The 13991-nt window shown below is 69.1% G+C and carries 13 protein-coding genes; 4 read left to right on the top strand and 9 right to left on the bottom strand.

What is annotated here, in order from left to right; all coding sequences use genetic code 11:
* Positions 1 to 11: 11 nt before the first annotated feature.
* Positions 12 to 584, bottom strand: a complete 573-nt coding sequence (locus CLV71_RS19440) for a hypothetical protein (RefSeq protein ID WP_133904201.1) — start codon at positions 582 to 584, stop codon at positions 12 to 14.
* Between the two features lie 41 nt (positions 585 to 625).
* Between CLV71_RS19440 and CLV71_RS19435 the strand changes: the two genes are divergently transcribed.
* Together CLV71_RS19435 and CLV71_RS19430 are read left to right on the top strand one after the other, a co-directional pair.
* Positions 626 to 1453 (top strand): HAD family hydrolase, encoded by an 828-nt coding sequence (locus CLV71_RS19435; protein WP_133904200.1) that lies wholly within the window; start codon positions 626 to 628, stop codon positions 1451 to 1453.
* A 21-nt stretch (positions 1454 to 1474) separates the two neighbouring features.
* Positions 1475 to 1945: a SixA phosphatase family protein gene (locus CLV71_RS19430; RefSeq protein WP_133904199.1), complete on the top strand. Its 471-nt coding sequence runs from the start codon at positions 1475 to 1477 to the stop codon at positions 1943 to 1945.
* Positions 1946 to 1968: 23 nt separating this feature from the next.
* On the opposite strand, the gene CLV71_RS19425 is transcribed toward CLV71_RS19430, so the two are convergent.
* Positions 1969 to 2316, bottom strand: coding sequence for a hypothetical protein (locus CLV71_RS19425; RefSeq protein WP_243866576.1), 348 nt, complete (start codon positions 2314 to 2316; stop codon positions 1969 to 1971).
* A 272-nt stretch (positions 2317 to 2588) separates the two neighbouring features.
* Here CLV71_RS19425 and CLV71_RS19420 point away from each other — a divergent pair, with 272 nt between their 5' ends.
* Complete coding sequence (locus CLV71_RS19420) at positions 2589 to 2792, top strand: cold-shock protein (RefSeq protein WP_133904198.1); 204 nt, start codon at positions 2589 to 2591, stop codon at positions 2790 to 2792.
* Positions 2793 to 2933: 141 nt separating this feature from the next.
* On the opposite strand, the gene CLV71_RS19415 is transcribed toward CLV71_RS19420, so the two are convergent.
* From CLV71_RS19415 to CLV71_RS19385, 7 genes are all read right to left on the bottom strand, one after another.
* Positions 2934 to 4835, bottom strand: a complete 1902-nt coding sequence (locus tag CLV71_RS19415; protein ID WP_133904197.1) for a glycosyltransferase — start codon at positions 4833 to 4835, stop codon at positions 2934 to 2936.
* 24 nt (positions 4836 to 4859) lie between these two features.
* Positions 4860 to 5465, bottom strand: a complete 606-nt coding sequence (locus CLV71_RS19410; RefSeq protein ID WP_133904196.1) for a class I SAM-dependent methyltransferase — start codon at positions 5463 to 5465, stop codon at positions 4860 to 4862.
* 103 nt (positions 5466 to 5568) lie between these two features.
* Entirely contained in the window at positions 5569 to 7473 is a 1905-nt protein-coding gene (locus CLV71_RS19405) for a DUF6541 family protein (protein WP_133904195.1), read from the bottom strand.
* Positions 7474 to 7480: 7 nt separating this feature from the next.
* On the bottom strand, positions 7481 to 8680 hold the full coding sequence (locus CLV71_RS19400) for a glycosyltransferase family 2 protein (protein WP_133904194.1): 1200 nt from the start codon (positions 8678 to 8680) through the stop codon (positions 7481 to 7483).
* The gene (locus CLV71_RS19395) at positions 8677 to 9513 is read right to left on the bottom strand and encodes a glycosyltransferase family 2 protein (protein ID WP_133904193.1); all 837 of its coding nucleotides are present in this window, start codon (positions 9511 to 9513) and stop codon (positions 8677 to 8679) included. Before CLV71_RS19395 ends, CLV71_RS19400 begins: the two co-directional genes overlap by 4 nt.
* Before the next feature lie 15 nt (positions 9514 to 9528).
* Positions 9529 to 11442, bottom strand: coding sequence for a glycosyltransferase (locus CLV71_RS19390; RefSeq protein ID WP_133904192.1), 1914 nt, complete (start codon positions 11440 to 11442; stop codon positions 9529 to 9531).
* Between the two features lie 174 nt (positions 11443 to 11616).
* Complete coding sequence (locus tag CLV71_RS19385; protein ID WP_133904191.1) at positions 11617 to 12597, bottom strand: lysylphosphatidylglycerol synthase domain-containing protein; 981 nt, start codon at positions 12595 to 12597, stop codon at positions 11617 to 11619.
* Between the two features lie 173 nt (positions 12598 to 12770).
* Between CLV71_RS19385 and lhgO the strand changes: the two genes are divergently transcribed.
* Positions 12771 to 13949 carry an L-2-hydroxyglutarate oxidase gene (gene lhgO / locus CLV71_RS19380; protein ID WP_133904190.1) on the top strand — a complete coding sequence of 393 codons (1179 nt, stop codon included), beginning with the start codon at positions 12771 to 12773 and terminating at the stop codon, positions 13947 to 13949.
* The last annotated feature ends 42 nt before the right edge of the window (positions 13950 to 13991 follow it).

Raw genomic sequence — 13991 nt, 5'->3', positions numbered from 1 at the left:
CACGACCGTAGCTAGTACCGCGGCGGATAGCCGGGTGGGCCCATGGACGGCGGCGGCCCGTGGGACTGCTTGCGGCGCATGGCGCGGCCGGTCGCGGGCAGGACCGCGAGAACGGTCGCCACCAGCCACAGGAGCAACGACACCGCCACCATGGCGATGTACTCGCCGCCGTCGTGGGAAAGCACCCAGATGACCGCGTAGACGTAGTAGGCCGTGACCAGGGCACCGACGACCGCCAGGATCCAGCGGACGAACTCGAGCCTGGCGAGGAGGACCAGCGCGAACGTGATCGTCGTGCACGCGGCCGTCATCGTCGCGGAGATGGCGAAGTCGACGTTGCCGGTGAGGTCGTCGGTGAAGGCCGCGCCGACCAGGCCCAGGAGCATCGTCGGGCTGTCGGAGGTGCCGTCCCAGCCGACGATCGCGAGCGTGAGCGCGAGTGCACCGCACACGACGAAGAGGATCGCGGTGACGTAGGCGAGAGCTGTGCTCGGCCGCCCGTAACCGTACGGTGGGTAGCCGGGTGGAGGCGGCCCGTACGGCTGGTGACCCGCCGGACCATGACCCTGTGGTGGGTAGCTCACGAAACGCACCGTAGCCGATCGACGCCAGGGAAGATGGGGTTGTGGAGAGACCCGAGCTCGTTGCCTCCGACGTCGACGGCACCCTGCTGGATCCGCTCGAGCGGATCACCGAACGCACTGCCAGGGTGATCGCCCGCGTGCTCGCGGAGGGTGTGCCGTTCGTCCTCGCCAGTGGCCGCCCACCCCGGTGGATCCCGAGGGTGGCCGCCTCGGCCGGTCTGTCCGGTTACGCGGTGTGCGCGAACGGCGGGTCCGTGTACGACATCGGCGCCGACGAGGTGCTGATGGTGCGCGAGCTGCCCGCACTGGTGCTGAACGACGTCGTCAACGCGGTCACCGCCGTGCTACCCGAGGTGCGGGTGGCGTCGGAGCGGACGGCGCTCGGGCGTGAGCAGCGGCACCCCTTCGCGATCGAGGCGGGGTTCCACAACCCGTGGGGCAACCCGAGCGGCGAGACGGGTGAGCCGGACGTCGCGTCACGCGCCGAGGTGCTCGGCCTGCCCGCTACCAAGCTGCTGCTGCGCCACGGCGGCATGGACAGCAGGACGATGGCCGAGGCCGTGCGGGACGTGCTGGTGGGCACGGATCTGGAGATCACGTACTCGTCGAACAGCGGCCTGATCGAGATCTCGCCGGCCGGTGTGACCAAGGCGTCCGGGCTCGCGTGGGTGTGCGAGAAGCTGGACGTGCCTGCCGAGAAGGTCGTCGCGTTCGGGGACATGCCCAACGACCTGCCGATGCTGGCCTGGGCGGGCCACGGCGTCGCCATGGCCAACGCACACGCCGACCTGCTGGCCGTCGCCGACGAGGTGACGGCGCCGAACTCGGAGGACGGCGTGGCGCAGGTGCTGGAACGCTGGTTCTCCTGACAGTCGTGCCATCCTGACGAGATGGACCGGATCCTCGTCGTCGTGCGACATGCGAAGTCGGACTGGCAACACGACCTGGTCGACGAGGAACGCCCGCTGGCGCCCCGGGGCCGTCGGGAGGCGCCGCTGATCGGCCCGTGGGTGGCCGCCAACGTGGGCGACCTCGATCTGGTGGTCTGCTCCACCGCCGTGCGCACCAGGGAGACGCTGGCGCTGTCGGGCCTTGCCGCGGCCACGACGCGGTTCGACGAGCGGGTGTACGCCGCCGCCTACCAGGACCTGATGTCGGTGCTGGACGAGGTGCCGGACGACGTGGCGAGGACCGCGGTCATCGGGCACAACCCGGGGCTGTCCGACCTGGTGCGGGTGCTGACGAACGAGCCGGTGGAGCTGAAGACCGCCGCAGTGGCGGTGCTGACCTGGCGTGGCGGATGGCCTGACGTGTGGTCGCGCAGGGCGAGTCTGGTCAGCCACGCGACACTGCGTGGCTGACCGTTCACCATCGGCGATCCCGCTTACTTGGCCTTGGCCTCGCGCAGCGCTATCGGCGCGCCCGCGAGGTCCTCTTCGTTGCAGAGCAGCTTCACGTCGTAGTAGGGAGAGTCGCCGGTGTCGTCGTAGTCGAGGTGGATCGCGATGACGTCGACAGGTTCGCCGAGCCACTCCTGGGTTCGCCGCAGCCATGCGGCCGAACGCTCGAGGGCGGTCGGCAGGTCGTCGTCGCGAAACTCGACCGGGCGGTACGGGACGCCGTACACCTGGTCCTCGCGGTGGGCGGGACGGGGAAGATCGACCGAGACCCCCGCCTCATCGAGGTTGAGAGCGATGGAGGATTGGGGCTGGTCGCTAGCGAGCTCACTCACGTTACGAGCGTCTCCCAGCATGTGATCGCCCGCAACCCCTTCGGACCGCTCCGAGCGGCTGTTACGAACAAGGTTCCATTCGCAAGGTCCGCTCAGGTGCGACGAGCCAACTCCGTATGGTTCACTGTCCTCGGTCGTTTTGAGTTCGTGTTCGATCACGCTCGCGAACGATTGCGGGCGCGCGGGTTAGCTCCAGGTTGAGTCGCCGTCTGAACCGGCCAACGGGTTGTCGCAACCGCGGCGGCTTGCACAGCAGTATCAGGAGATATGTAGTGGCACAGGGAACTGTGAAGTGGTTCAACTCCGAGAAGGGCTTCGGCTTCATCGCACCGGACGGCGGCGGCGATGACGTCTTCGTCCACTACTCGGAGATCACGGGCTCAGGCTTCCGCAGCCTGGACGAGAACCAGCGCGTGGAGTTCGAGATCGGCCAGGGCCAGAAGGGCCCGCAGGCCACTGGCGTCCGCGCCCTCTGATCTCGCCTAACGCTAGAGAAAGGCCACCGGTCTCGTACCGGTGGCCTTTCTCATGCTCGACGCAGGCAACGCTGTGACCTGCGAGAACACGCCGACGGCGCGCCCTGCGAACAGGACGCGCCGCCACGGGACGGACAGAGGTCAGCTGGAGAAGACCTTGCGCCAGGCCTCCACCGAGGTCAGCTCCGGCACGGCGGCCCGGTACTGCTCCGCCAACCGGGGCCACTCGGCGATCAGCCTGCGGTAGTTGGCCGCGGTGCGGGTGGCCAGCTCACGGAAGACCTTCGGGTCACGCCTGCGGAACGCCACCCCGGAGCCGTCCGCGTTCGACACGGTCGCGCTGTCGAGGTTGCCGAGCAGGAACCACAGGGCACTGTTGGCCGAGATGTTGACCTGGGGTCGCGCGACCGCGTTCGGGTCGGGCGACCGGAGGTTGTGCACCAGCGCCTTGCCCGCCCGAAGTGCGATCTTCGCCGGGTTCACCGGCGGGTGCAGCATCTGCTCCGCCTTCACCATGTCGAACGACGGCGGCGGGAACTCGCGCGCGGACGGGGCGAACTGCGCGTCGGTGTACTTCTTGCGCAGCTTCTGGACCTCCGACAACCCGTTGACCAGCGAGTCGAACAGCCGGTCGGGGCCTGCCATGAAGTCCTCGATCGCCTTGTTCTCCAGCGCGGCGGTCGAGTACTCCATCGAGAACAACCGCCGCACGGCCACCCGCGCACCCTGCAGCAGCAGGGTCTTGCGCAGGTCGTACGGCGAGTGCAGCGCGGCCATGATCAGCCGGTTGCGCATGTGGAAGTAGACGGTCCAGTCCTTGGTGTCGTTCTTGTCCGTCCACGGCTCGTGCCACACGGCCGAACCGGGCAGCGTCACCGTCGGCATGTCGACGCTGCCCGCGCGCAGCGAGTACTCCGCGTCGTCACACTTGATGAACAGCGGCAGCGGCAGCCCGTTCTTCTCCACGACCTCGCGCGGGAACAGGCACATCCACCACCCGTTGTAGGTCGCGTCGATGCGCTTGTGCAGCTCGGGGCTGTCCCGCAGCGAGTGCGCCCCGAAGTCGTGGTCCACCTTCGCGCCGGGCGCGGCACGCCAGACACACGACGCGAGGTCCACGACCTCACCCATCGTGTGCAGGCGCGACTTCGCCTGCAGGTTCAACATCTGCGAACCGACGATCACCGGCTTGGCCGCGGCACGCGCGAACATGTTGGACCGCAGGATGGAGTCGGTCTCGATCGCGATGTCGTCGTCCATCAGCAGGATCTGGTCGACCGTGCCGGGAGACGTGTGCTCCAGCGTCTCGTAGAACGCCCGCGTGAAGCCGCCCGCGCCGCCGAGGTTGCCCTGCTCGATGACCTCGAGCCGGTCGCCGAGGGCCGCGACCAGCTCGTCGTACCGCTCGTGCTCCCGCATCTTGCGGGGGCCCTGGTCGGCGACGTAGATCTTGTGGACGACGTCGAGGACCGCCTCGTCCTCACCGAGCGTCAGCAGCGCGGCGACACAGTCGTCGAGGCGGCTGAACGTCGTCGTGCCGATCGCCATCTTCTGCTTGCGCAGCGGCTCGGCGGACAGCCAGCAGGCGTCCGAGATCTCCAGCTCGGCGTTCTCGGTGAACACGTCGAACCACAGCCAGCCGCCGTCCTCGAACGGCTTCAGGGACACGTCGAACTCGAGGGTCTGCCAGCCGTCCTCCGCGTGCACCGGGGTGCCCTGGAGGTGGACGAGGTCGCCGTTGGGCTTCGAGCGGTAGATCTCGATGCGGCCCGCACCACGCGCGCGGACGTGCAGGGTGACCTGCTCGATCGTCGTCCAACGCTTCCAATAGCTCGCCGGGAACGCGTTGAAGTACGACGCGAACGAGACCCGTGCCGACGGCGGCACCTGGACCTGGCGGCGGGAGGTGAAATGGCAGTTCACGTTGTCGGGCTCGTCGATGTACAACGGCCGGACGTCGAGCGGGTCGCTCTCCTTCGGCAGGATCACGCGCCAGAGCACGCGATCGGCGTCAGGTGTGCTGGCTGTCGCCTGCTCGGCCACGGTTCTGCTCCTCCAGGAAACGGACTACGCCGTGCGGTCGGCGACCAGCACGAACTCGTTGTAGGTGAACGCCTTGCCGGCGAACCGGGGAAGGGGGAAGGACTGCCGCTTGGTCTTGCCGAAGCCGAGCTGGTAGGCCACGTCGGTCAGCGCGTCGAAGTCGGAGAACGCGATGTGGGTGCTGTCGCTCGCGTACCCGCGCTCCTGGGGGCAGATCAGCACCAGGCGCGCGTCGGGGGTCAGGAAGTCCAGGTAACCCGAGAGGATCTTGACCGCGTCCTCGCGGGGCATGTGCTCCACCAGGTGCGCGGCCAGCATGCCGTCGAACCGGTTCGGCTTCGCGTACTCGCTCTCGAAGAACTCGTCGGTGGTGAACGCGGTCAGCCCGAGGCTGCGGCACTCGTCGATCGAGTGCTTGTTGTGGTCGACACCGACGCCGCGCGGGGCGAGGTGGGACAGGCAGCGGCCGATGCCGCAGCCGACCTCGAGCACCTTGCGGTCACCGAACAGCCGGCGCAGGTTCCAGCGGTAGGGCGCCTGAACGTCCAGGACACGCTTCCACGAGGTCGTCTGCAGCCGGTTGAGCCGGTTGGTGTACTCCTCGCCCTCGGTGGAATCCAGGGAAGCCATGCGATGTCCTATTCAAAGAGGATGGTTGGTCAGCGGCATGGAGCTGGTGGCCGAAAATCCGATCGTAACCGCAGGTGCGGGTCGGGGTGCCATTCGGTGGGCCTCAGGCGTCCGACGCTGTCTTGATCTTGTAAATCACCACGTCGCTGTTCTGGTAGACCTTCTCGAGCACGTCGAGCCGGTCCAGGTCACGCAGGCCGGGCTGACGTGTGACACCCGGTCGGAGGAACCCCCGGCCGAGGATGACGTACCCGACGTGCAGGTTGCGCACGGCCTCGCGCACCTTCGGGTCGGTCTCGTACTTGTTGAACCGGTTCGCCAGCAGGTTGGCCTCCGGGCCGGTCAGCGTGGCGTCGTAGTGGCCCGCGACCGGGAGGACACCCGCGACCGCGTACATCCACACCGAGCCGTCGCCCCGGTCGTTGAGCACCCGCTCGCCGGCGGGCACGATCTTGCCCAGCTCCTCGTAACCGGCGAGCTTGGCAGCGGTGACCGCCTGTCCCTTGGTGTTGATGCTCATCCGCTGCTCGTTGCGGTTCACGTAGAAACCGCTGGTCAGCAGCGCCGCGACCAGCACGACGACACCGGCGGCCGCCAGTCGGGCGGCAGGCAGCTTCGGCAACCGCACCGCCCAGCCCGCGACCACCCGCTGGGCCTCCGCGAGGCCGTGGGCGGCGATCACGCACAGCGGGATCGCGGTCAGCGCGATGAGCCGCCACCGGTCGTTCCACCACGGCCTGGTGAGGCTGAGCGACCACGAGGTGTCGTAGGCGGCCGCGACGACGAACAGGAGCCCGAAGATGGCCGCCACCGCGCCGAGCCAGCGCAGGTCGCCGAGCCTGCGGTAGGTCACGAGCCCGATGACCAGCGCGACGCCGAGCCACCACTGCGGGAACTGCTGCGCGTGGCCCCACATCAGCACGTCGCCGACGGCCTGGCTCGCGGTCTCGCTGGCCGGCCAGTCCACGTCGGACACGCCCTGACCACTGCCGAGCATGCCGAGCAGCTCGACGATCGCGAGCGCACCGACCACCACGCCGACCACGACCAGCGTCCCGACCTCGCGGGCGATCCGCTTCGGCTCCCGCACCCAGCGCATGACCAGCATCGGCAGCACGAAGAACACCATGCCGAACGCGGTCGAGGAGTGGACGCAGATGAGCCCGGCCATGCCGAGTGCCAGCACGAGGGCGGGGCGCAGCCTCACGCGCCACGACCCCTCCGTGTCCAGCAGGTCGGCCACCAGGATCACCGCGAGCGGGGTCAGCGCGAGGCCCGTCTCGAACGGCAGCAGCGGGCCGCGCCACAGGTTGTCGTAGAACGCGGCCGTCGAGACGATCAGCAGCGCCGACAGGCCCGCGACGACCGCCCGCCCGTTGAACCGGCGGACGACCGCGACCATGGACAGGGCGACGATCGCCGGGATGAAGATCGTGTGCGAGTTCAGCACCTCGACCACGGAGTTGCCGCTGATCGAGTACACGAGCGCGGCCACCAGGTGGTAGCCGTTCGGGTAGAACATGCCCGCCGACGACTCGTACCAGTTCAGCTGGCCGGGGGCGTACAGGCCGCCCTCACCGGTGTCGGCGATCCAGCGGATGCTGTTCGCGTGCCACACCGCGTCCCAGTCCTGCGGGGTGGTGGACAGGCCGCCCATGCCCTTCACGACCACGAAGACCGAGATGAACGTGGCCGCGGCCATGCACGCGATGACGCCCGCCTGGGCGCGCCACGGCCACAGCTGGACCGACGGCGTGCCCTTCCCGGAGAACCAGCGGACGGCGAACACCACGACGGCGAACACCGCCCACCAGCCGAGGAACGTCAGGAACGACCAGCGGATGCCGAGCGCCTGTGACCAGGGCCCGGCGAGCCCTGCCACCGTGTAGGTCAGCAGCGGCGCCATGGCCGCGAGAGTCCAGCCACGCAGTCCGGCGAGGGCGGCGAGGATGCCACCCGGCACCAACAGGACAGCGGCGTACAACAGGACCAGCAGGACTTCGGGCATTTCGGTGTCAGTCCTCGCCGATGCGGTTCAGGCTGAGCGTGACGCCGACCGTCAGGATCTGGAAGCCGGAGATGATCAGCACCATGCCGAGGATCGGCAGCCGCATCGTCTCGACCACGTCCAGTGCGCCGAACCCGCTGGCACCCCAGTTCAGCACCGCGGCGATGAAGCAGCCGACCCCGACGAGCGCCACCAGGATGCCGGTGATGAGCCCGCGTTCGAACGAGGTCACCACGAGCCGTTGCATCACGCGTCCGGACGGTGGCGGCAGCAACCCGAGGTGCGCCGCGTAGGTCCGGGCCATCACCGCGAGGCCCACACCCTGCAGACCCACGATGAACGCCGTCGCGAACGCGAGCATCGTCTGGATGCCGAAGCCGACCTCGCCGATCACGTGCGGGCCGAACGCGAGCCACACCATGCCGAGGAAGCCGACGAGGCTCACGAACAGCGACGGGTAGAACAGCAGCCAGCGCGGGCTGAACGCGAGCAGGAAGCGCAGGTGGCGCCAGCCGTCGCGCCAGGTCTTCAGGTGCGGGGCACGGCTGCGGCCGTCCGGGCGCAGCGTCGTGGGCACCTCGGCCATCTTCACGTGCGCGAGCGAGGCGCGGACGACCATCTCGCTCGCGAACTCCATGCCGGAGGTGCGCAGGCCCAGCTCGAGGATCTTGTCGCGGCGGAACGCACGCATGCCGCAGTGGAAGTCGCCGACCGGGATGCGGAAGAACAGCTTGCCGATGCGCGACAGCAGCGGGTTGCCGAGCCAGCGGTGCAGGAAGGGCATGGCGCCCTTCTCGATGCCACCCTTGAACCGGTTGCCCATGACCAGCTCGTTGCCCGCGCGCAGCGACTCGAGGAACCCGCCGATGTCGTCGAGCGCGTAGCTGTCGTCGGCGTCGGCCATGAGCACGTAGGTGCCCTCGGCGGCGGCGAAGCCAGCGGCCAGCGCGGCGCCGTAGCCACGGCGCGGCACGTCGACGACTCGGGCGCCACAGCTGCGGGCGATGTCCTGGGAACCGTCGGTAGACCCGTTGTCCGCGACGACGATCTCGCCGACGACGCCGAGGTCGTCGAGAGACTTGCGTGCCTTGCGCAGGCACACCTCGAGGGTCTCAGCCTCGTTCAGGCACGGCAGCACGATCGACAGCTCGATCGTGCGCTGCGCGGCCTGGTCAGACTCCACTTCCGCGGTCTGAGAGGTCGTCATGCGGGCGGCGCTCCTTTTCGTGCGGCAAGGGCTTTGGCGGCGGCGTGCATTCGGGACGTCAGGTGCCACCGCGCGGCACGGGCCGCGCGGGGCCAGCCGGCGGCGGCCATCGCTGCGGCCGTCTCGGCGAAGTAGTTCCGTTCCTCGTCAAAACGGGCCCCCGTACCCGCCGTCGACGAGGAAAGGCTAGCCGCGTGCCGTCTGTACTCGATGCCGGGGCGGTCGAAAAGAACCACCCGACCTCCGTCCAGGAGGATCCGGAGGTAAAGGTCGAGGTCGAGCACTATGTCGTAACCCTCCCGAAATCCGTGCTTCCGCAGGACGTCCCTGCGGAAGACCACACTCGGGAAGTACATCCAGTTGCCGTGGAGCAACGAGGCGGCCAGCCGTTCACCACCCGTCACCACGCCGCCCTTGATCGACACCAGCCGCTTGATCCGGTCGGCGAGCGGCATGGCCGGGTTGCCGTGCTCGTCGATCACGATCGCGTTCGTGTGGAAGAGGGCCGCGTCCGGGTGCTGCTCCGCCGCGGCGTGCACGCGGCTGACGAAGTCGGGCAGCAGCCGGTCGTCCGCGCCGATGAGCATCACGAGGTCGGCCGTCGCCTCGTCGACACAGCGCTGGAAGTTCCTGTTGATGCCGAGGCGCCGCTCGTTGGGCAGGTAGCGGACCTTCTCGTGCCCCAGCTCCGCGACGAACGACTTCAGGTCACCAGGTGCGTCGTCGATCACCGTGAGCCGCCAGCGCGGGTCCTCCTGCGCGACGACGCTCCCGATGGTCTCCCGCACCAGGGCGTTGTCGCCGTAGGCCGGCAGCATGATGTCGATATCCATTTTTGGTTGCCCGTCCTACACCTGATAGAGGCGGCGCCAGTTCTCCCGGCTCGTCAGCTCGGGCACCGCGGCACGGTACTCCTCCCGGACCCGGGGGATCTCGGACAGCATCCGCCTGGCCACGCGAGCCATGTCCTTGGCAAGTCTCATGGTCTGCTCGCGGTCGCGGCGACGCAACCGGACGCCCTCCTGCGACCCGTCGGTGACCACCACGGCGTCGAACTGCGAGACGTGCCACCAGAGCGCGTCCTTCTTCGTCACCGCGCCGATCTGGTGCGCGCTCTTGCCGAGCGCGAAGTGCAGCAGCCGCTTGAGCAGCACGAGCCGGGCCATGCTCGGCGCGGGACCGGCCTGGATCATCGGCACCGCACCGGACTTGAAGCCTGGGACCTGCCCCGGCTTGTGCACGACGGTGTCCGGGTACTGGGCACGCACGGCGTGGATGGCCTTCGCCGCGGCGGCGCCGCCGTCGAGCAGGAACTCCGGGCCCTCGAGGTAGTCCTCGGCGGCCTTGATGAGCGTGGCCGCGAGGCCGTAGCGCATCTCGAGCAGGTAGCGGGCCACGCGGGAGACGATCACGCGGGTGGTCTGCTTGGGGTCGACGTCAGCGTGCAGCGACGACACGATCATGGCGTTGCGGACCGCGAAGTACTCGTTCCACTTGTCGTGGTCCTTCCAGTCGAAGTCCGCGTGCCACAGGCCCGCGCCCGGCAGGGTCACCGTGGCGATGCCCCTGGCGCGGGCGCGGTAGCCGTACTCGACGTCGTCCCACTGGAAGAAGACCGGCAGCGGCAGGCCGAGCTCGGCGACAACCTCGGCGGGGATGAGGCAGGACCACCACGCGTTGTAGTCGGCGTCGACACGCTGGTCGCCGCGGTTCGGCTTGCCGGTCGGGATCTCGTCGTCGTCGACCGCCTCGGCGAGCAGGTCCACGTCGTCGAGCGCGCCGTTGACGACCATGCCGGGCACGAGCTGGTGGAAGTCGGCGTACTCGGCGCCCGCCAGCAGGTAGCTGGGGTGCAGCAGCCGCAGCATCTGACCGCCGACGATGGTCGGCTCGGTGGTGCGGTTGGCGAACGCGGTGAGGCGGATGGCGAGCTCGGGCTCGCACAGCACGTCGTCGTCCATCAGCAGGATGTTGACGTCGGAGCCTGCCTCGGTGATCTCGTACATGCCCCGGCCGAAGCCGCCCGCACCGCCGAGGTTGGGCTGGCGCAGGTAGCGCAGGCGGCCGCCGAGCGCGTTCGTGAGGTCGCCGAAGCCGTCGCGGGACTCGACCGTGTCGGTGCCCTGGTCGACGACGTACACGGCGTTGAGGATGTCGAGCGCCTCGTCGTCCGCCGCGAGGGACTGGAGCGTCTTGGTGCAGTCGTCGGCACGGTTGAACGTGCAGATGACGACCGAGGTCTGGCGCAGGTGCTCCGGCGGCAGGACGGTCCAGCGCAGCCGCTCGACGACCAGCTCGCTGTCCTCGGTCGCGAAGTCGAGCCAGAGGAAGCCGCCGTCGAGGAACTTGTCGAGCTTCGCGGTCAGGCGGATGTCACCGCCCCGCTCGTCGCTGACCTCGCGGACCGCGAGCGTGCGGGTCTCGCCGTTCTCGTCGGAGGCGATCAGTGCGACCTTGCCGGAACCGGTGACGACGATGTCGACCTCGACCTCGTCCACGACGGTCCAGCGCTGCCAGTAGCTGGCCGGGAAGCGACCGAAGTAGGTGTCGAGGGTGACCTCGGAGTCCGCGTGCACGACCAGGCGCTGACGGTCGCGGCCGGCGTTGCCGACGCGGATCCGGGCGTAGAGGTCCTCGGGGCAGGTCGGGTCGGGACCGCGGAACAGACCGCGCTGCGCGACCAGCCGGCCGGTCGGGTCGAGTATCACCCGCTCTGGCTCGGTCGACGCCACAGGTCGGGCCGTGTCGGTTGGCTCGTCCATGGTCTCGTCCGTCCGGACTGAGGGGGTCCCCTGCATTCGGTGTCAATCCTCCCTGGAGAGATCCCGGTGCACTGATATGCCGAATCAGCGTACCTGTGACCGTCTCGTTACCTGTCCGGCCCCCGGCGACGCTGAACGCCTGAGTTGTTGACGCTCACCCACTCGATCGGGTTGTCACGCCTTGGTGCGATCGGTGGCACGGACCAGCACCGCGGAGATGCCCGCGGTGCCCAGCTCGGCGACGGTGAACATGACGCGGGAGGCGACCGCGAACGCGGCTGCCGCCGTGACGCCGACGGCGGGCGTGAGGGCGAGCGCGACCAGGACGTCGCGGGCCCCCGCGCCGGACGGGACGATGAAGAACAGCATCCCGGCGAGCAGGCCGATGGCCATGGTGCCGATGCAGATGAGCAGCAGGCCCGCGTCGAGCTCACCGTTGGTCGAGGCGAGCAGCCACAGGTGCGCGCCCATGAAGACGTAGGCGAGGACGGAGTAGCCGAGGGTCTTGCCGATGGTCTGCCAGCGCAGCGGCTGGTCCAGCGGCGGGCGGCGCAGGACCTTGAGCGCCAGGTTGACGCCCCAGGTCATGACCTTCGGGTGCAGCGCGACGAGGCTCAGCGGCAGCAGCGCGTACAGCCAGGCCGCCTGCGGGTTGTCCTCGAGCAGCCGGGGCAGGGCGATCATGCCGAGCGACAGCATGGCGACGACGGAGACGCCGATCTGCACGAGCGTGCTGATGAACATGCGGGCGCGCGGGATGCCGACCTTCTTGCCGAGTTCCATCTGCAGCAGGTAGGCCCAGACGGAGCCGGGGACGTACTTGCCGAGCTGGCTGACGAGGTAGATCTGCGAGCCGCGGATGTGCCCGACGGAGGCGCCGAGGTCGATGGCGATCACCCGCCACGAGAACGCGCCCATGACCACGCCGACCGACACGGCGAGCATGCTCAGCACTGCCGAGTACCAGGGAATGGTGCTGAGCGTGTCGGTGACTTCGTCCCATCGGGTGACGAGGTAGTACGCCGCCCCGACGACCACCGCGACGATCATCACCCTGCGCAGCCAGTTGATGACCTGCGACTTCCAGGTGCGGGCCGGCTTCGGGTCGGCCGAGGACTCGTCCGCGGTCGAGAGTTCGCTGTCGACGGTCGTCATCAGCCCTCCGGTCTCGGTGCGGTCACGAAGAATACGCGCACGTGTGCATGCAGTTCTGACGCCCCGCACCGGGTCCGGGTTGTCCGGCTTTCGAGCGGTACACGATCAATGATCGCCCCGACAGGCCAGTCCAGCAGCCTGTGGTCGGTGACCCGGGACGCTAGCGTTGCCCCGTGCGGCGTGTAGCGGTGGTCGGTGGCGGCATCCTCGGGCTCGCGGTGGCCCGCGAGCTGACGAGTCGTGGCGACCAGGTCACGGTCCTGGAGAAGGAGGGCCGCTGGGCGGCCCACCAGACGGGTCACAACTCGAACGTCGTGCACGCGGGCCTGTACTACGAACCCGGCTCGTTTAAGGCGAAGATGTCCGTGGCGGGTAACCGGTCGATGGTCGCGTTCGCTCAGGAACACGACGTCCCGGTGAACGTCTGCGGAAAGCTGGTGGTGGCCACCGGCAACGACGAGCTGCCGGGCCTGAACGCCCTGGCGGCGAGGGCGGCGGCGAACGGCGTCCCGGCACGCATGATCACCCCGGCGGAGGCCCACGAACACGAGCCGGAGGTGGCGTGCGTGGCCGCACTGCACGTCACGAGCACGGCCATCATCGACTTCGGGGCCGTCTGTCAGGTCCTGGCCGCCCAGCTGGAGACCAGCGGCGCGGACCTGCGCCTGAACACCCCCGCGCTGGCCATCCGCGAAGGAGGCCGGGGCGGCGTCGAGATCGCGACGGGAACGGACGTGGTCCGGGCGGACGCCCTGGTGAACTGCGCGGGTCTGCACTCCGACCGCGTGGCCCGGCTGGCCGGCCTGACCCCACCGGTGACGATCGTTCCGTTCCGAGGCGAGTACTTCACGCTGAAGCCGGAGTCCGCGCACCTGGTGAAGGGCCTGATCTACCCCGTGCCGGACGCGTCGCTGCCGTTCCTGGGCGTGCACCTGACCCGCATGCTCGACGGCAGCGTGCACGCGGGCCCGAACGCGGTGCTTGCCCTCAAACGCGAGGGCTACCGCTGGCGGGACGTGTCGGCACAGGACCTGGCGGAGACAGCGAGGTTCCCGGGCCTGTGGCGCCTGGCCCGCAAGTACCCGAGGACGGCCGTGGACGAGGTCCTGAGGTCGCTGTCCAGAAGGCGCTTCGCGAGAAGCCTGGCCCGCCTGGTCCCGGCGGTGGGCCGGGAGGACCTGGTCCGCGCGGGCGCGGGGGTGCGGGCACAAGCCCTACGCCCCGACGGCACGCTGGTACAGGACTTCATCATCGAGACGGCCCCGAACCAGGTCCACGTGCTGAACGCCCCATCCCCGGGCGCGACGTGCGCCCTGGAGATAGCCAAGCACGTGGCAGACCAGGTCACCTGAGCCCGACAGCACCGTGCCCAGCTCGCCCGGCGCCCCCGCGGC

The organism is Actinophytocola oryzae (genome assembly GCF_004364325.1).
GTDB classification, from domain to species: domain Bacteria; phylum Actinomycetota; class Actinomycetes; order Mycobacteriales; family Pseudonocardiaceae; genus Actinophytocola; species Actinophytocola oryzae.
This window is presented reverse-complemented; position numbering and strand designations above follow the sequence as displayed.

Bases quoted from the DNA above. Each gene is read 5' to 3' on its own strand.
- CLV71_RS19405 (WP_133904195.1), bottom strand. From the start codon at position 7,473: ATGCCCGAAGTCCTGCTGGTCCTGTTGTACGCCGCTGTCCTGTTGGTG.
- CLV71_RS19390 (WP_133904192.1), bottom strand. From the start codon at position 11,442: ATGGACGAGCCAACCGACACGGCCCGACCTGTGGCGTCGACCGAGCCA.
- CLV71_RS19395 (WP_133904193.1), bottom strand. From the start codon at position 9,513: ATGGATATCGACATCATGCTGCCGGCCTACGGCGACAACGCCCTGGTG.
- CLV71_RS19400 (WP_133904194.1), bottom strand. From the start codon at position 8,680: ATGACGACCTCTCAGACCGCGGAAGTGGAGTCTGACCAGGCCGCGCAG.
- CLV71_RS19385 (WP_133904191.1), bottom strand. From the start codon at position 12,597: ATGACGACCGTCGACAGCGAACTCTCGACCGCGGACGAGTCCTCGGCC.
- CLV71_RS19430 (WP_133904199.1), top strand. From the start codon at position 1,475: ATGGACCGGATCCTCGTCGTCGTGCGACATGCGAAGTCGGACTGGCAA.
- CLV71_RS19410 (WP_133904196.1), bottom strand. From the start codon at position 5,465: ATGGCTTCCCTGGATTCCACCGAGGGCGAGGAGTACACCAACCGGCTC.